This window comes from Pseudoalteromonas denitrificans DSM 6059 (assembly GCF_900112265.1).
In the GTDB taxonomy this organism is placed as follows: Bacteria; Pseudomonadota; Gammaproteobacteria; order Enterobacterales; family Alteromonadaceae; genus Pseudoalteromonas; species Pseudoalteromonas denitrificans.
The window spans coordinates 145,359-162,242 of record NZ_FOLO01000004.1 but is presented as its reverse complement, the minus strand read 5'-3'; the positions used below and the strand labels follow the sequence as shown (position 1 = coordinate 162,242).

The 16,884-nt window shown below is 33.6% G+C and carries 16 protein-coding genes; 13 read left to right on the top strand and 3 right to left on the bottom strand.

Annotated features, from left to right (window positions below; genetic code table 11):
• The first annotated feature begins 150 nt into the window (after positions 1–150).
• Positions 151–1,557: a cysteine--tRNA ligase gene (cysS, locus tag BM088_RS04390; protein ID WP_091980428.1), complete on the top strand. Its 1,407-nt coding sequence runs from the start codon at positions 151–153 to the stop codon at positions 1,555–1,557.
• A gap of 20 nt (positions 1,558–1,577) precedes the next feature.
• Positions 1,578–2,354, top strand: a complete 777-nt coding sequence (locus BM088_RS04385) for an FYVE zinc finger domain-containing protein (RefSeq protein ID WP_091980424.1) — start codon at positions 1,578–1,580, stop codon at positions 2,352–2,354.
• Positions 2,355–2,361: 7 nt separating this feature from the next.
• On the opposite strand, the gene BM088_RS27885 is transcribed toward BM088_RS04385, so the two are convergent.
• Together BM088_RS27885 and BM088_RS27660 are read right to left on the bottom strand one after the other, a co-directional pair.
• The gene (locus BM088_RS27885) at positions 2,362–2,487 is read right to left on the bottom strand and encodes a hypothetical protein (protein WP_281247141.1); all 126 of its coding nucleotides are present in this window, start codon (positions 2,485–2,487) and stop codon (positions 2,362–2,364) included.
• 87 nt (positions 2,488–2,574) lie between these two features.
• On the bottom strand, positions 2,575–3,042 hold the full coding sequence (locus tag BM088_RS27660) for a hypothetical protein (protein ID WP_245763752.1): 468 nt from the start codon (positions 3,040–3,042) through the stop codon (positions 2,575–2,577).
• Positions 3,043–3,243: 201 nt separating this feature from the next.
• On the opposite strand from BM088_RS27660, the gene BM088_RS04375 reads away from it, so the two are divergent.
• On the top strand, positions 3,244–3,546 hold the full coding sequence (locus BM088_RS04375) for an antibiotic biosynthesis monooxygenase family protein (RefSeq protein WP_091980421.1): 303 nt from the start codon (positions 3,244–3,246) through the stop codon (positions 3,544–3,546).
• Between the two features lie 28 nt (positions 3,547–3,574).
• On the opposite strand, the gene BM088_RS04370 is transcribed toward BM088_RS04375, so the two are convergent.
• On the bottom strand, positions 3,575–4,021 hold the full coding sequence (locus tag BM088_RS04370; RefSeq protein WP_091980417.1) for a GNAT family N-acetyltransferase: 447 nt from the start codon (positions 4,019–4,021) through the stop codon (positions 3,575–3,577).
• A 157-nt stretch (positions 4,022–4,178) separates the two neighbouring features.
• Between BM088_RS04370 and BM088_RS04365 the strand changes: the two genes are divergently transcribed.
• The 10 genes from BM088_RS04365 (at position 4,179) to BM088_RS04320 (ending at position 16,820) form a co-directional block, all read left to right on the top strand.
• Positions 4,179–4,604 (top strand): hypothetical protein, encoded by a 426-nt coding sequence (locus BM088_RS04365; protein WP_091980412.1) that lies wholly within the window; start codon positions 4,179–4,181, stop codon positions 4,602–4,604.
• 161 nt (positions 4,605–4,765) lie between these two features.
• Positions 4,766–5,224: a GAF domain-containing protein gene (locus tag BM088_RS04360; protein WP_091980409.1), complete on the top strand. Its 459-nt coding sequence runs from the start codon at positions 4,766–4,768 to the stop codon at positions 5,222–5,224.
• Positions 5,224–5,505 carry a hypothetical protein gene (locus tag BM088_RS04355; RefSeq protein WP_091980404.1) on the top strand — a complete coding sequence of 94 codons (282 nt, stop codon included), beginning with the start codon at positions 5,224–5,226 and terminating at the stop codon, positions 5,503–5,505. Before BM088_RS04360 ends, BM088_RS04355 begins: the two co-directional genes overlap by 1 nt.
• Positions 5,506–5,516: 11 nt before the next feature.
• Positions 5,517–6,245, top strand: a complete 729-nt coding sequence (gene proQ / locus BM088_RS04350) for an RNA chaperone ProQ (RefSeq protein WP_091980399.1) — start codon at positions 5,517–5,519, stop codon at positions 6,243–6,245.
• Between the two features lie 11 nt (positions 6,246–6,256).
• Positions 6,257–8,281 (top strand): carboxy terminal-processing peptidase, encoded by a 2,025-nt coding sequence (gene prc, locus BM088_RS04345; protein ID WP_091980394.1) that lies wholly within the window; start codon positions 6,257–6,259, stop codon positions 8,279–8,281.
• 309 nt (positions 8,282–8,590) lie between these two features.
• Positions 8,591–10,054 (top strand): Na+/H+ antiporter NhaC, encoded by a 1,464-nt coding sequence (nhaC, locus tag BM088_RS04340; RefSeq protein ID WP_425439273.1) that lies wholly within the window; start codon positions 8,591–8,593, stop codon positions 10,052–10,054.
• Positions 10,055–10,137: 83 nt separating this feature from the next.
• The gene (gene pepN / locus BM088_RS04335) at positions 10,138–12,768 is read left to right on the top strand and encodes an aminopeptidase N (RefSeq protein ID WP_091980385.1); all 2,631 of its coding nucleotides are present in this window, start codon (positions 10,138–10,140) and stop codon (positions 12,766–12,768) included.
• A gap of 114 nt (positions 12,769–12,882) precedes the next feature.
• Entirely contained in the window at positions 12,883–13,104 is a 222-nt protein-coding gene (locus BM088_RS04330) for a DUF2835 family protein (protein ID WP_091980380.1), read from the top strand.
• Between the two features lie 256 nt (positions 13,105–13,360).
• Entirely contained in the window at positions 13,361–15,442 is a 2,082-nt protein-coding gene (locus tag BM088_RS04325) for a DUF1302 domain-containing protein (protein ID WP_091980376.1), read from the top strand.
• 10 nt (positions 15,443–15,452) lie between these two features.
• Complete coding sequence (locus BM088_RS04320) at positions 15,453–16,820, top strand: DUF1329 domain-containing protein (protein WP_091980371.1); 1,368 nt, start codon at positions 15,453–15,455, stop codon at positions 16,818–16,820.
• The last annotated feature ends 64 nt before the right edge of the window (positions 16,821–16,884 follow it).

Genomic DNA, 16,884 nt, shown 5'->3' with positions numbered 1-16,884 from the left:
AAATTAAACATAATAAACTTTGCTGCTGTTTTATATTACAGCGGTTATTTTTTATTTAAATTTCAATCTAATTTGAATAAGGCCGTTGACTCACATCAACGGCTTTTTTTATATCTGAATATCAACTATTTATTAAAGCTAAGAGATAAAATGAGCAATATTATTAATAAGTTAAGAGTTTTCGATACCTATAAACGTGAAGTCGTTGAGTTTAATGCTATCAATAATAACGAAGCAAGCTTATATGCATGTGGACCAACGGTGTATGATTATGCTCATATTGGTAATTTACGAACTTATATTTTTAGTGATTTATTGCGTAGAGCATTAGAGCTGAATAATTATGCTGTTAATCATGTAATGAATATAACAGATGTTGGTCACTTAGTTTCAGATGGAGATACTGGTGAAGATAAAATGGAAAAAGGTGCCAGAAAACAAAATAAGTCAGCGTGGGATATTGCACTTTATTTTGAAAAAGCTTTTTTATCTGATACGGATAAGCTAAACATCATTAGGCCAACAACTATCTGTCGGGCTACAGACCATATTCAAGAGCAAATTGATTATATTCTTGATGTTGAAAAAAATGGGTTCACTTATAAAACAACGGATGGAATATATTTTGATACACAAAAACTTGCCGATAATAATTTTGAATATGGACAATTAGCCAGATTAGATATTAAAGGTCTTCAAGCTGGTTCACGTGTAGAGATAGCAGATAAAAAAAATGTGACAGACTTTGCATTATGGAAGTTTAGTAATGTAACCGATAATACATTAGAGAAAAGGCAGATGCAGTGGGAAAGTCCTTGGGGGACAGGATTTCCAGGGTGGCATATAGAATGCTCAGCTATGAGTGAAAAATATTTAGGTAAAATCTTTGATATACATGTTGGGGGAGAAGACCATATTCCGGTGCATCATTCAAATGAGATTGCACAATGTCAGGCACGTAATGGTGATAAACCAGCAAATTATTGGATGCACGGCTATTTTTTGCAATTAAATAAAGAAAAAATATCAAAATCAGGAAAGTCTTTATTGCTCAAAAGCATTATTAATGAAGGTATCGATCCTTTGGCATATAGATATTTAACATTAACAAGTCATTATAGAAGTCAATTAAGTTTTAGCTGGGATGCACTTGAAAGTGCAAGTATTGCATTAAAACGGTTAAAAAAGACGATTAGTCAATTACCTGATGGCGGCCATATTGTTGAGCAATACCAAATAGAGTTCATTAATAAAGTAAATAATGATTTAAACTTACCGCAAGCATTAACCGTTTTATGGGCGCTCCTTCAAAGTGATATATCTGATAAAGATAAAAAAGCTACTGCAAAATATTTTGATCGTATTTTAGGCTTATCTCTAGATGTTTTACCTAAATTAGAAGAGGCTCCTCAAGAAGTAATCTCATTGGCAGAGCTTAGGGTTGAAGCAAGAAAGTCTAAAAATTGGCTAGAATCCGATAAGTTGCGAGAAAAAATCAGTAAGCTGGGTTATGAAATTAAAGATGAAAAGAATGGGTATTCTTTAATAAAACAATAAATAAATTAGGATTGAATACCATGAATAAAAACAATTTATATCAAAAGATGATTGCGGTACATAATAAAGACTTTAATACATGTTTTTATTGTGGTTGCATTGCAACTGAATTTGACTTTGCCCCACCACAAAAATATGCGGATTATTATTTACAAACACGAGATGAAGCCGATTTTTACCAAGTTCCTTCGTGTAAAGAGTGTTTTATTGCTTTAAAACAGGAAAAGTCACCTTTAATCGGTGAGCGAGCTGATATTGCGAAAAGAAAAATTGCAAAAAAATATAGTAAAGCGATTAATGTATATGAAATGTGGGATACAAAAGAAGCACTTGAACTTGATTACAATTTACAAAAATGTGTTCAAGCAGGTATAGAACTTGGGGAGGAATCCTCTAGGCGAAGCCAGTTCATTGGTTTCGAATTTGAAGTCAATGGTGAAAAACTTAAAGTTGCTCACATTCCTGTCGTTATGATAAGTGTATTTGAACATGAATTTTCAAATTTTAAAGCTGCGCTTGATTTTGCAAGCAAAACATACCGTGTGCCAAAGGCAAAATTGAAGGACTTATATTTGGAAAAAGGAAATAGTTTTAATATTGCAATTGAAGCATATCATTCAAAAATGGATAAAAGTTTGTTTGATAAAAAATTAAAACAATTAGGGAAAGCATTTTCAAAAGAGCATAAGCAAAATGTAGATTTTGTTATGAGAACCGTTATATATTATATGAAACAAGATGATTCCTTATCGATTGAACTTGCTCTAAATAAGTTATATCAAGAGCGAATTGCTTAAGAGATATCTACCTCCAGTCAAACCAGTATTGATATGAAATACGTTCAGAGTTATCCAACGTATTATGATACTGTTCACTTGGCTGGGATAAACATTGATTAGATAAAGCTTCGGGTTCTGACCATCCTGTCATACCGCCCATATATTCACGTTCAAACCCCCAAGTACCACAAGATAGAATACTATCAAACAGCTCTGAACGTTGACATACAATGCAAGTTTAAAATTTTACTTTAATATCTTTCCCTTCATGGCCATAACTGTCAGACACAAAAGGGGTATCGTAAATAGCAACAGTGGATGCGCGCATAACTTGCGCTTTCCAAGGCTTATCTTGGCTGTCAATCGGGGATTTATGTGTGCCATAACCAAATTCAAGTAAATGGTTATCATAAAAAGGTTCAGTTGACTGGTTTGGTACATCAATTTCAATTTCATTATGTTTTTTTGATAACTTAGCATTTGTTTTACGTATTTGTACCATTCTATATTTTTGGCATTTTGCAATATTTTTACCTTTAATTTGACCTTGGTTATTAGAAAAAAAATGAATTTCAATACCTATGCCAGTTGCATTATCTTTTGCTATGTAGGCTGCATCACTGCCGCTATTATGAAACCAAGGAAATGAAAAGACTAAAATGCCAACCGGACTCTGGTTGAAAGTAACAGGGCATGATTTTGCCACAAGTAAATCATGTGCTGAAGAATTGAAGTGTATTAATGCAAAATATAAGACGATAAAATGTATTCTTATCATAGATAAATTTAAGTCTATATGTGTACTTTTAATTATAGTGTGGATTATTGTATTTGAAGTTTTATCTTGTGATCCGGTATATTTTAGGTATTTTATGCTGTAAATATATTTTAATGGTAATGGTGTTTAATGATCCTTGAAGTGGCTGTACTTGATGTAAAAAAAGGGCATGAAGAAGAGTTTGAGTTAACTTTTGAATCAGCTCAAAAAATAATAATATCTATGCAAGGATATGTATCACATCAGTTACAAAAATGTATTGAGCAACCAAATAAGTATATTTTATTAGTTAACTGGGTAACACTTGAGGATCATACGGTAGGTTTTAGAGAGTCTATGGAGTATCAACAATGGCGTAAACTATTGCATCACTTTTATGACCCTTTTCCAGTTGTTGAACATTTTGAGTCAGTTTATGAAAATGAGACCTAGCAGGTCTCATTTTATCTGATTTTTAAGCTTAAACTGACCAACGACATACACCTTTGATATTCACTTGTGCTCCTAGGCGTTGATAAAATTTAATGGCTTTATGGTTATCTTTCTCAACTTCCCATTTTATTCTACTATATCCTTGATTTTGACACTCATCTTTACATTTTAGCATTAAAGCTTGACCTACTTTTTGACTTCTAAACCTCTCCCAAACAAACACATCATCAATATTCATATATGATGAACCTAACCAAATAGAATAATTCCATGTATAGGATGCATATCCTGCAACTTCTCCATTTATTTTAGCAAGTAATACACCAAATTTTGCTCCGTCAGTAAAACCTGAATTTAATAATTCAGACTTGTTTGTAAGAACATGATGTGCTTCATTATGGTGTTTGGCAATTGCAATTATTAAATCATATACAATATCAATATCACCTGTTGTTGCTTTTCTTATTGTTAGCATTTTTGTTCCAAAACTTATAAATTTCACTTTAATATTTTAATAAAAGTGAAATGGTGGAGGAAAATAGTGAATCAATTTTTTATAGACTTTTGTCGTATTTTATAATTAATACATATTGATCAACACTAAATATAGTAAAACTATTTAGGACTTAATTATGGCTAGTATTGTATTAAATAAAAAAAATAAATGTAAAGTATTTGTAGATAAAAAAGCAGTATCGAACAGTATTTTATTTTCTTTACTTTCACCTTTGTTAATAGGTGTTTTAATTGGTTTGTATTATACCTTAGTATCAGAAAATGCCAATTCTAAGCTATTTGTTTCTATCATTATGACTGCAATTTCGAATGCACATATAGTTGGGTTATCTATGGGATTGGGTGTTCTGCCTGGGTATTTATTGTTGCATAAATTTAACAAAATAAATTATGGCACTATTTTGACAATTTCGTTACTCGCAGGTGCATTATTTTCTTACACTTTTAGTGCTATGGGGGGGATGATTTTTTTAGTGAATACCTTAATGTCTTTAACTGCAGGAGGGATTTTTTTATTTTCTCTTCGTAAGCAAATAAATTGACCATAATTGAAGCTAAGTTAGCTGGGCTTGTTTATTATATAAGCAAGTGTTTTGTTTTTTGTGCCTTAAGTCGCATTTTTGAATGATAAAGGTTTCATTTAAGGCGCACAAAGAGTACCTTTGCTTATTATTGTATTTTAAAAAGTAGCTAATTTATAAATATGAACAAGCAAGCGTTTTATCAGTCATTAGTTGAGCAAGGAAAATGTTTAATTGAGGACGAGTCAAACATCATTGCAAATATGGCAAATTTAAGTGCACTACTATTTATGTCGTTAGATGATATTAATTGGGCTGGATTTTATTTAGTAGATGGACCAGACGAACTTGTACTTGGACCATTTCAAGGTAACCCCGCTTGTATACGGATCCCTATAGGAAAGGGTGTTTGTGGTACTGCAGCGTTATTAAAGCAGACACAATTGGTTGATGATGTTCATGCATTTACCGGACATATAGCATGTGATGCTGCATCAAATTCAGAAATAGTTGTTCCTATAATTAAAAATGGTAAAATATTTGCTGTGTTAGATATTGATAGTCCAAAACTTGCGCGTTTTGATGAACAAGATAAGGCAGGATTGGAAGCACTGATAAATCAGTTTGAGATCCAATTGTAATGAAAGATTTAATGAATGTTCAAGATTTTCTAGTTTCTGATTGTGATGTAGGTGATTGGGAAGGAAATGAAGAACAAGTCGCAGAAAATTTAAATGAATTGATCCACATTGCTTGGGATCAATTACCTGATGATTTATCATGTGACAAAATAGAAAATATAATTAATAGTATTTGGCAACATCTTCGTGGCGATACCGCTATCATAGAGACTGACTTCGAAGAGTTGATCGACTGGGTTAATCAACATGTCCTGACATCATTAGATGAGCAGATGGAATAAAAGGTTTAGAAATGAGTACCACTGGCAATCAAGAAATCGCAGATATCAAACAAGAAGTATCTGATATTGAACAAACAACAGCACAAGTAGTGCAAGAAAACCCTGATAAGTTAAAAGATATCAATGCAGTTCTTGCTTTTTTATATAAAGAATTTTCAATATGCTTCAAAGAAAAAGAGGGAATTAAACCTCTTAAGGTCGGTATTTTTAAAGATATCGCACAAAGAATTGAAGACAACGAAAATGTGAGTAAAACTCAAATACGTCAAGCATTACGTAAATATACATCTCATTGGCGCTATCTTGAAGCTGTCAGTAAAGTTGAGTTTCGTATTGATCTTGATGGTAATGACTGTGAAAAAGTTGAGCAAGAACATATCGACCATGCGGTTAAGGCACTCGAAGAGAGCCGTGCTAAATTTGCTAAACGAAAAAAACAACAACGTCCTCGTACCGATGGTGCTAAAAAACCATTTAAGCAAGCATCAAGAAATAAATCTGGGGATAAAGGAACTAAACCTACACCAGCTAAGCCTAAGAACGAAAATGCGCCTCGTCGTTCTGGAAAAATAGTTGCTTTAACTGCGGAACAAATTAAATTAGATGCTAAAGTTAAAGTAAAACTAGGTCAGACATTAGTAAATGGAACAATTACAGAAATCAATAAAGATGATATTCATGTTGTAATTGTTACCGGTATGCTGGTTAAGACTAAGGCTGAAAGTCTGTTCACTATCTAAGGAGATGGTCTATGAGTAAATGTTTTAATCTCATTCCTCTTGCAGCTGCGTTTATCGCAGCAAATGCGTTTGCTAAAATAGAAACAATCACACTAGAAGATTTACCTGTTTTAAAACAAGAAAGTCAACATAGTACTGCTAGCAAAAGGGTGACTAATTTTTTTACTCGCGCCCATTATAAGCTCATTGATTTAAATGATGAGCTTTCTACAAAAATATTCGACCGTTATATTGAATCATTAGATTTTGGTAAACGTATTTTTTTAAAATCTGATATCGAAGAGTTCGAAAAATATCGATATACCGTTGATAATGCTTTAAGTACTGGCAAGTTAGATTTTGCTTTTAATATTTTTAATATCAGTATGAAACGCCGGTTTGATAGCTATCAATATTCTATTTCTTTATTAGAAAAAGAAATGCAGTTTGAAAAAGAAGATGCTTATAACTTTGATCGTGAAGAAGCTGAATGGGCTACTAACCAATCTGAACTAAATGAAATTTGGCGTCAACGTGTAAAATATGATGCATTACGACTTAAAATGACGGGCAAAAAATGGCCTGATATTAAAGACGTTCTGACAAAGCGTTATAGTTATACTTTAAAAAGACTTGTTCAAACAAATAGTGAAGATGCTTTTCAAATTGCAATGAATGCCTTTGCGCGAAGTATTGAAGCACATACTTCATATTTATCTCCAAGGCGTGCAGAACAGTTTAAAATGGACATGGATCTTGAACTTGAAGGTATAGGTGCTGTACTAGGTTATGACGAAGATTATACTGTTATACGCAGCTTAGTGCCTGGCGGACCAGCCGATAAGTCAGAAAAAATAAAATCTAATGACCGTATTATTGGTGTGGCGCAAGGTAGCGAAGATTTTGTTGATGTGATTGGATGGCGTTTAGATGATGTTGTTGAATTAATTAAAGGCCCAAAAGGCACTTTAGTCCGCCTGCAATATCTAAAAGGTGCTGATACGCACGGCAAACCTTTAATAGTAGATATTACGAGAGATAAAATACGTCTTGAGGATAGAGCTGCAAAGTCAGAAGTTTTTAAGCCTATTTATTCCGATATTGATACTAAAATTGGTGTAATTGATATCCCTGGCTTTTATAACAATTTATCCGGTGATGTTAAAAAAGAATTAGCCAAATTAAAAGAACAGAATGTTGATGGCATCATAATTGATTTAAGACAAAATGGTGGTGGTTCATTATACGAAGCAACCCAACTATCAGGCTTGTTCTTTAATGAAGGTCCAGTTGTTCAAATACATAATCTTAATGGGCGCGTAGAACAACAAAAAGACGTTGATGGTATTACATATTATGACGGCCCACTCACTATTTTAGTTGATAGGTATAGTGCATCCGCTTCAGAGATTTTTGCCGCAGCAATGCAAGATTATGGCAGAGCTGTAGTTATTGGCGAACAAACATTTGGTAAAGGTACAGTTCAGCAGCATAGAGGACTTGGTCGTAACTACGATTTATATGAAAATAGCTTAGGTAGTATCCAATACACTATTGCAAAATTCTATCGTATTAATGGCGGTAGTACCCAACATAAAGGTGTTATTCCAGATATCTCATTTCCGTCAGCAATTGACCCTGCCGAATGGGGAGAGTCACAAGAAGATAATGCGCTTCCTTGGGATAGCATAAGAAATGCAAAATATACTTCTATGGCTGATTTAGCTGAGTCTATTAAATTTTTGCAAAAGAAACATGATGAAAGAATTAAAATTGAACCTGAATTTAATTATGTTTTCAAAGATATTGCACGCTACAAAAAAGAAAATGATCGTAAATCAATTTCATTAATCGAAGCAAGTCGTATTGCTGAAAGAGATAAAAACGAAAATCGTTCTTTGGCCAGAGTGAATAAGCGTTTATTACGTTTAGGTAAAAAAGCGGTAACTTCACTTGAAGATCTTCCAGATATATTAAGTGAAATGGATCCGTTTTTAGAAGAAACGGCATTAATTACGTCTGACTATATAAAGTTTGGGCGCTACGTTAAAAAATAATATTTGTTGTTTTAAAAAAAAGCGCTTAGGCGCTTTTTTTTATGCATATTAAAGATGTTTCTATTCATTTATATAGATTTAGATATTTAAACTTAGTCATTAATTTATTGAAAATAAAAGAAATAAATTTAGACTTTTAAAACCAAGCCATTTTATATTTATGCTCAATAATATGGATTGAGGTTTGTTATACTCAAAACAGCGTTATTCAAATATTGAATAAATGCTATAAAAATAAAGTGCAATGTAAATATAAATATCACTTTTATTTAAATTATGTTGCCAATAACTTTTGTTAGAGGAATACACGTGAAGCAAATTAAGCAAGCACAGTTTTATGATGCATTATTACCAATTACGATGTTAATTATTTTACTCAGTGCATCGGTATATTTTTTTGGTGATAATTCATCATATGGTCCAAATCAAATCGCATTGTTATTTTCTGCCGGAATTGCGGTTCTGATTGGTTTAAAAAATGGGCATAAATGGGCTGATTTAGAAAGTGCGATGATCAAGGGGATTACCTTGTCACTTGGTGCGATATTGATTTTATTTATGGTAGGTGCATTAATTGGCACTTGGCTGTTATCTGGTACCGTACCTACACTTATTTACTACGGTTTGCAGCTTATCAACCCAAGTTGGTTTTATGCTGCAAGTTGCATTTTATGTGGCATCGTTGCTATGAGTATAGGTAGTTCTTGGACTACAGCTGCGACTATTGGTGTTGCGTTATTAGGTGTTGCAGCAGGTCTAGGTTTAGATGAAGCTGTAACGGCTGGTGCTGTAATATCTGGTGCATATTTTGGTGATAAACTTAGCCCATTATCTGAAACGACTAATCTAGCACCCGCAGTCGCAGGTTCAAACTTATTTGCACATATTCATCATATGATGTGGACAACTGTACCAAGCTTTGCAATTGCCTTGGTTATCTTTACTTTTATGGGCTTTAATGCAGGAAATGTCACTGATAGTACAAGAATTACAGAAATAAACGAGATTCTTTTAACTAATTTCAATATTGGTTTAGAAATGTTAGTGCCATTGATTGTTTTATTAACCTTAGCTTTAAAAAGAATGCCGGCTTTTCCTGCTGTTGCGATTGGTGCTTTATTAGGTGCTATTTGGGCTTTAATTTTTCAACAAGATTTAATTGCTTCACAGGTAAGTAATAACCAAAATGTACTAATAGAAACCATTAAACTTGTATGGAGCGCATTTTTTGATGGTTTTAGTGTTATAACGGGTGATGAAAAAATGGATAAATTGCTCAGTGGCGGTGGTATGTCAAGCATGCTAAATACAACATGGCTAATTATGATGGCATTAATGTTTGGTGCTGTTATGGAAAAAGTAGGACTGTTAGAGGTTTTTGTTCGTGGTATTTTGAAAATAGCCAAAAGTACTGGTTCTTTGATCACGTCAACAATTGCAACATGTATTGGCACAAATATGATTGCTGCAGATCAGTATATGGCAATTGTTATGCCTGGACGTATGTTTAAAGAAGAATATGAAAGAAGAGGTTTAAAAAGTGTCAATCTGTCTCGAACGCTTGAAGATGGAGGCACAATTACAAGTCCATTGATCCCTTGGAACACATGTGGTGCGTATATGCACTCAGTATTATTAGTCAATCCTTTAGATTATGCGATATATGCGTTCTTTAATTTAATTAACCCAATTTTAGCTATTATTTACGCATATTTAGGCATTAAGATCCTTAAAATAGAGCCTAAGCATTTACAACAGGAACAAACTTCTTAAAATCAACTTATCTTAATTTATTAAAATTTTAAACAACTCCTTATTAAGGAGTTGTTTTTATTTAAATTCACTTTGGACTTTTTATGAATCTAACAAATACAAATCCTCCCAGTGCAAAATATTTAAAAGACTATACTAAACCCGCTTTTTCAATCTATGATATTTATCTTGAGTTCGACCTTAAAGCGACACAAACACAAGTGCACGCGACTTCAAAAGTGAAACGTAATTTCAGTGATAATAAACCTATCCTTGGTGCACTTGTATTAGATGGCATAGACCTTGATTTATTGTCTATAAATATTGACGGTCAAGCATTTGATGACTTCCAGTTGTTAAATGAGCAATTGATAATCAATATTGATCGAGATGAGTTTGAGCTATGTATAGTGACAGAAATATCACCAGCTACTAACTCTTCTTTAGAAGGGTTATATTTATCTGGAGGGGCGTATTGTACGCAATGTGAAGCTGAAGGTTTTAGAAAAATAACATACTATCAAGACAGACCGGATGTATTAGCAACATTTACTGTCAAAATTACTGCTGATAAAAAATACCCCTATCTGCTTTCAAATGGCAATAAAATAGAGCAAGGTGAATTAGAAGATGGCCGTCATTATACCGTTTGGCAAGACCCATTCAAAAAGCCCGCATATTTATTTGCCTTAGTTGCAGGTGATTTTGATGTTTTAAAAGATAGTTATAAAACGATGTCAGGACGGGAAGTTGAGTTAGCACTTTTTGTTGATAAAGGAAATTTAAATAAAGCGTCTCATGCATTAACATCTTTGAAAAAATCAATGAAATGGGACGAAGATACGTTTGGGTTAGAATATGACCTTGATATTTATATGATAGTTGCCGTTGACTTTTTTAATATGGGGGCAATGGAGAATAAAGGCCTAAATGTTTTTAATAGTAAATGTGTTTTAGCAAATCAAGCAACGGCTACAGATAGTGATTATCACATGATTGAATCAATCATAGGTCATGAATACTTTCATAATTGGACTGGTAATCGCGTAACTTGTAGAGACTGGTTTCAATTATCACTTAAAGAGGGTTTGACAGTTTTTAGAGATCAGGAATTTAGTTCTGATTTGGGCTCTCGCGCAATTAATAGAATCGCCGCTGTAAAAGCGATGCGTACTCATCAGTTTGCTGAAGATGCAGGCCCTATGGCACATCCGATCAGGCCTGAACAAGTAATAGAAATGAATAACTTTTATACTGTTACTGTTTATAATAAAGGTGCTGAAGTGATCCGCATGATGCATACTTTATTAGGCAAAGAAAACTTTAGAAAAGGAATGGATCTTTATTTTGAACGCCATGATGGTCAGGCCGTGACCTGTGATGATTTTGTAAATGCAATGATGCAGGCATCTTCAATTGATTTAACGCAATTTAAACACTGGTATAGCCAATCTGGAACGCCAAAACTTGTAGTAAAAGAAAAGTTTGATAAAACTTCTGGTGTATATCAACTTGAAATTAACCAAGTCCATACTGCAACTGCAGATCAAGATAAAAAACACAATTTACATATTCCATTTTCAATTGAACTTCTAGACCAAGATGGCAAGGTATTACAATTAACTTATGAGGGTAATGTTATTTGTAAAGTTTTAAATGTTACTCAAGGTAAGCAAGTGTTTAGCTTTGATAATATAAAGACTAAACCAACTCCAATATTACTAGAAGATTTTTCAGCGCCTTGTCAATTAGATTTCAATTACTCTGATGAACAATTGTGCCATATTGTACGCCATGCAAGTTCTGACTTTTCTCGTTGGGATGCGCAGCAAATGTTGCTGATAAAGAATATAAAAGCAGCGGTGAAAAATGACAATATTGATTTACCTAAAAATATCACTGAGTTAATAAGTGATATTTTATTAGATAATACAATTGATTTAGAGCTGGCTGCTCAATTAATAAAACTGCCTAGTTATGATGTTATTGCAGCGGAATATGAAGAAGTTCCGATAAATAGCATAATTGAGGCAATAGATAGCTTTGAGCAACAAATTGCGCAGACTTTAAACACAGTGCTTTTTGATGTTTATAATAAACTAAATGAAAATAGTGTGAATGAATGCGAAAACCTTAGCACAGAAGTGGTGGGTAAACGTGCACTGAAAAATGCATGTTTGCATTATTTAGCAAAACAAAATGAAATTTGCATGGTTGAAGCATTAAATGCACAGCTTGAAATGATTAATATGACAGACTCATTAGCTGCATTAAGTTCAGCAGTACATGCTAATCATGAGCTATCACAGAGCATGCTAATTGCGTTTGAATCTAAATGGGAAAAAGATGCTCTAGTGATGGACAAATGGTTTGGACTGCAGGCTATGCAAGATAAACCTGATATTGTTGCGCATTTACAATCTTTATATTCACATTCACATTTTGATTATGCAAATCCAAATCGTGTTCGTGCATTAATTGGCAGTTTTACCCATTTTAATATTAAACAGTTTCATAATGAAAATGGCTCAGGTTATAAATTATTAACTGACTTACTCATAAAACTGAATGACATTAATCCACAAAATGCATCGCGCATGATCACGCCTTTAATGTCATGGCAAAAATATAATGTAAAAAGGCAAAAACTTATAAAACAACAGCTAGAGAGATTAGCTGACATTGAAGATTTGAGCTCAGATCTTTATGAAAAAGTATCAAAGGCATTAAACTAAGTATTATTGTTATAATTTTAATAATGTGTCATTTACGCATGGTAATAAATGGCACATTATTTATAATGCTGACAAATTGATTTATGATTAAAAAAATTTTTTAATATACAGATAATGAAACAGTTTCTTTTTTATTTAGATTTAAATTATGAGCAATGTGAGCAAATATACACAGGGAAAGTAAAATCAGTTCAAGTTACTTCTCAATTAGGGAAAAAAATTCGTATTCCAGCTCATAGGTTTCGCTCATTTATCACGCCATCGGGCATTAAAGAACAATTTAAACTATGTTTAACCGAAAATAATCGCTTTATTTCATTAGAAAAATTGTTTTGAAATATCTCTCAATCCCTAGTTTTAAAGGGGTTGAGCTCGTTCCGTTGAATTTTTGTTAATTTTTTAGCGTATTTGCTTTAAAAGAGTGTAATTTTACTGGTAAGATGTCTTACCAATGAGGACGAGTATTAACTTTTATTAATTTACATTAGTTTCTTGCATCAAATGTAAATTGCTGTAATGCTTTGATTCAGTAGCAGTATACTAATAACAATAACTCGATCACAAAGTGACCCGCCACAAGAGGGAAGACAACATGATAAAAAGGCCTCTTTTTGTCAAAAAGAAATTAGCGCTCGGTATTACCTGTGCGTTTTTTGCTCTTAGTAGCCAACAAGTTTCAGCCAAAAGTTTTGAATTGGGTGGATTTGAGGTGAATTTTGATTCAACATTTTCAGCTGGTAGCAGCTGGCGCATAGAAGACCGTGATTTCGAAAACCAAATAGGTAAAAGTAATCACCCTAGTTTTAATTGGAATGGCTATAATCCATCCCTTAATCCAATTTATTCATCTAGTGATGTTTGGTCTAAGCCAGGCACATATTCAAATAATGGCGATGCTGGTAATTTAAATTTTGACTCTGGAGATACTTTTTCAAAGTTGATTAAAGGTACTCATGAGCTAGATATTCGAAAAGATAATTTTGGTATATTTACACGCTTTATGTATTTTTACGATTTTGAATTGATGGATGAAAGTAGACCTTACGATAATCCAACTTCAGGAAATCAAGTTGATCCTTGTGCAGATGAAAAATCTAAAGATCAAGTTTGTAGAGACCTTAGATTATTAGATGCATTTATTTATGCAGATTTTGATTTAAATGATGGCAATAACCCGCTTTCAATTCGCTTAGGTCAGCAAGTTGTTAACTGGGGCGAAAGTACGCTTATATCTCATGGTATCAATGTAAACCCTGTTGATATTGATAGACTAAAAGCACCTGGTGCTGATTTAAAAGAGGCGTTTATTCCTGTTGGTATGCTATGGGCATCACTAGGAATCACAGAAAATATTTCTGTTGAAGCATTTTATCAATATGAATGGCAGGAGACTCGTTTGCCTGTTGCAGGTAGTTATTTTTCTACCAATGACTTCGCATCTGAGAATGGCTATATGAACAATGTTCAATTAGGATTTACATCTAATCCTGATATGGACTTAGCGTCTGTTACATCTGGTTTAAACAATTTGTATGCTGATTGGATGTCTGTACTTGCAGCACAAAATATCGATCAAAATAGTGCTGAAGCATCTACTTTATTGGGTAATATGTATCTTAAATATCCAACAAAAGTTGCGCTAAAAGGTAAAGGCTCAAAAGGCATGACAAAACCTAAAGACTCAGGCCAATATGGTTTGAAATTCTCTTGGTATGTGCCTGAATTAAATGAAACAGAATTTAGTTTGTATCATGTTAATTATCATAGTCGTCGTCCTTTAATCTCAGCAAATGCTTCTAATTTTACAGCTGCTAGTGTAGGTAAAGATTTAGGGTATATTAAACAAAATGAAATTACCGAAGATAATATCTTAGAATTAGGTGCTTTCAGTAATGGTGCTCTTGTATATCCGGAAGATATTAAACTTTATGGTTTAAGTTTTAATACTGTTTTAGGTGAAACTTCGTTTGCGGGTGAGTTTGCATACCGCGAAGATGAACCACTTCAAATTGATGATGTTGAAATATTATATGGTGTAATGCCTGAACAACTTGCTGTTGCAAATATACGTCCAGATTTTGCTGGTATTTCTCAACTCGATACTGTTGCACCTGGTGCACCTATTCAGGGTTATGTTACTAGCGATACTATGCAATTACAATTTACAGCAACACACTTGTTTGGCCCATCTTTAGGTGCTGATAGCTGGGTACTTCTTGGTGAGGTAGGGGGGGTTACAATTAATGACATGCCTGATCCTGATGAACTTAGATTAAATGTGTCTGGTACAGGTCGTACAGGAAAAATGTATGGTGTTGAAGGTAAAGATTATACTTTACTTCATCAAGCGCTTTCAAATGGACCTGAAACAAACCCATTTCCATCAGCTTCTGCTTGGGGTTACCGTTTAGTTGCTAAAGGTGATTACAACAATGTCTTTGCAGGGGTCAATATTTCTCCAAGAGTGGTTTTTTCACATGATGTAAATGGTATCACACCTGATCCTATGTATTTATTCATCGAAGATAGAAAATCACTGGGTTTAAATCTTAACTTCAATTATCAAAATGCATGGTCACTTGATATGAGCTACAACAAATTTTGGGGCGGCGGTCAAACAAATAATTTCTCAGACCGTGATTATGTTTCTTTAAATATTAAATATTCTATATAAGGGTAAAATGATGACTAAAAAACCTACCCTAATAGCACTTGCCCTTTGTGGTGTATTTGCTACGGGCAGTGCTTTTGCAAAAACATCAGTTGAAAATGTTGCAAAGCTAGGTACTGAATTAACACCAATTGGTGCGATAAAAGCAGGTAATGCAGACGGTTCTATTCCTGCATGGGATGGCGGTATTAAAAAAGCCCCTGATGGTTATACACCAGGAATGCACCATCCAGATCCATTTGCAAGTGATGCGGTTAAACTTGCAATTGATAAAAGTAATTTAGATAAATACAAAGCAAATCTATCTCCAGGTCAGATTGCCTTGTTTGATACTTATCCAGACACTTTTAAAATGAATATTTACCCAACACGTCGTAGTGCGTCATATCCTGATTTTATATATGAAGCAACTAAAAAATATGCGCCAACTGCTGAATTAGTAAAAGATGGCAATGGCATAAAAAATACGGCAATTGGTATTCCATTTCCAATTCCTGAAACTGGTTTAGAAGTTATTTGGAACCATATTTTAAGATATCGTGGATTGTCTATTTCGCGTTTTGGTGGTCAAGCAGCTCCAACGGCGAGTGGGTCATATAATGTTGTTGGCTTTGATGAAAAGCTGCTTGTGAAGTACTCAGAAAAGGATGCAACACCTGAGTCATTACAAGAGTCTAATATTTTGTTTAAGTTTAAACAAAAGGTAACGCAACCAGCACGTTTGGCTGGTACAGCGCTTTTGGTTCATGAAACAATGGATCAAATTTTAACACCGCGCCAAGCGTGGACTTATAATACCGGTCAACGCCGTGTTCGTCGTGCTCCTAACGTTGCATATGATGCACCAGGTACAGCATCTGACAGTTTACGTACTACTGATGATTTTGATATGTTTAATGGTTCACCTAATCGTTATACATGGGAATTAAAAGGTAAGACTGAACTTTATATTCCATACAATAGTTATAAGCTGCACAGTGATAACTTGAAGTATGATGATATTTTAAAAGCTGGTCATATTAATCCAGAACATGTGAGATATGAAAAGCACAGAGTTTGGGTTGTTGAAGCAAACTTAAAAGAGGGAACGCGTCATATTTATAAAAAGCGTGTTTTTTATATAGATGAAGATAGCTGGCAAATACATGTAGCCGATATTTATGATAACCGAGATCAATTATATCGTGTTGCTATGGCACATGGCTTAAATTATTACGAAGTACAAACACATTGGAGTACTTTAGATGTATATCATGATTTAAACTCTCGTCGATATTTGGCGATAGGTTTAGATAATGAAGAGAAAATGTATGATTTCTCAAAGCCATTCAAAAATGTTGAATTTACCTCGAACGCATTAAAACGCGATGGACGTAGATAACAAACACATTTCATATAAGGCCCTTAACGGGCCTTTTTTAACTAACTGATAAAACGAAGTCTCT

What these genes read in the sequence shown, in the direction of transcription:
- pepN (WP_091980385.1), top strand. Translation starts at nt 10,138, where the DNA reads ATGAATCTAACAAATACAAATCCTCCCAGTGCAAAATATTTAAAAGAC.
- BM088_RS04330 (WP_091980380.1), top strand. Translation starts at nt 12,883, where the DNA reads ATGAAACAGTTTCTTTTTTATTTAGATTTAAATTATGAGCAATGTGAG.
- BM088_RS04375 (WP_091980421.1), top strand. Translation starts at nt 3,244, where the DNA reads ATGATCCTTGAAGTGGCTGTACTTGATGTAAAAAAAGGGCATGAAGAA.
- BM088_RS27885 (WP_281247141.1), bottom strand. Translation starts at nt 2,487, where the DNA reads ATGACAGGATGGTCAGAACCCGAAGCTTTATCTAATCAATGTTTATCC.
- BM088_RS04365 (WP_091980412.1), top strand. Translation starts at nt 4,179, where the DNA reads ATGGCTAGTATTGTATTAAATAAAAAAAATAAATGTAAAGTATTTGTA.
- BM088_RS04355 (WP_091980404.1), top strand. Translation starts at nt 5,224, where the DNA reads ATGAAAGATTTAATGAATGTTCAAGATTTTCTAGTTTCTGATTGTGAT.
- cysS (WP_091980428.1), top strand. Translation starts at nt 151, where the DNA reads ATGAGCAATATTATTAATAAGTTAAGAGTTTTCGATACCTATAAACGT.
- BM088_RS04325 (WP_091980376.1), top strand. Translation starts at nt 13,361, where the DNA reads ATGATAAAAAGGCCTCTTTTTGTCAAAAAGAAATTAGCGCTCGGTATT.
- BM088_RS04320 (WP_091980371.1), top strand. Translation starts at nt 15,453, where the DNA reads ATGACTAAAAAACCTACCCTAATAGCACTTGCCCTTTGTGGTGTATTT.
- BM088_RS04385 (WP_091980424.1), top strand. Translation starts at nt 1,578, where the DNA reads ATGAATAAAAACAATTTATATCAAAAGATGATTGCGGTACATAATAAA.
- proQ (WP_091980399.1), top strand. Translation starts at nt 5,517, where the DNA reads ATGAGTACCACTGGCAATCAAGAAATCGCAGATATCAAACAAGAAGTA.
- BM088_RS04370 (WP_091980417.1), bottom strand. Translation starts at nt 4,021, where the DNA reads ATGCTAACAATAAGAAAAGCAACAACAGGTGATATTGATATTGTATAT.
- prc (WP_091980394.1), top strand. Translation starts at nt 6,257, where the DNA reads ATGAGTAAATGTTTTAATCTCATTCCTCTTGCAGCTGCGTTTATCGCA.
- BM088_RS04360 (WP_091980409.1), top strand. Translation starts at nt 4,766, where the DNA reads ATGAACAAGCAAGCGTTTTATCAGTCATTAGTTGAGCAAGGAAAATGT.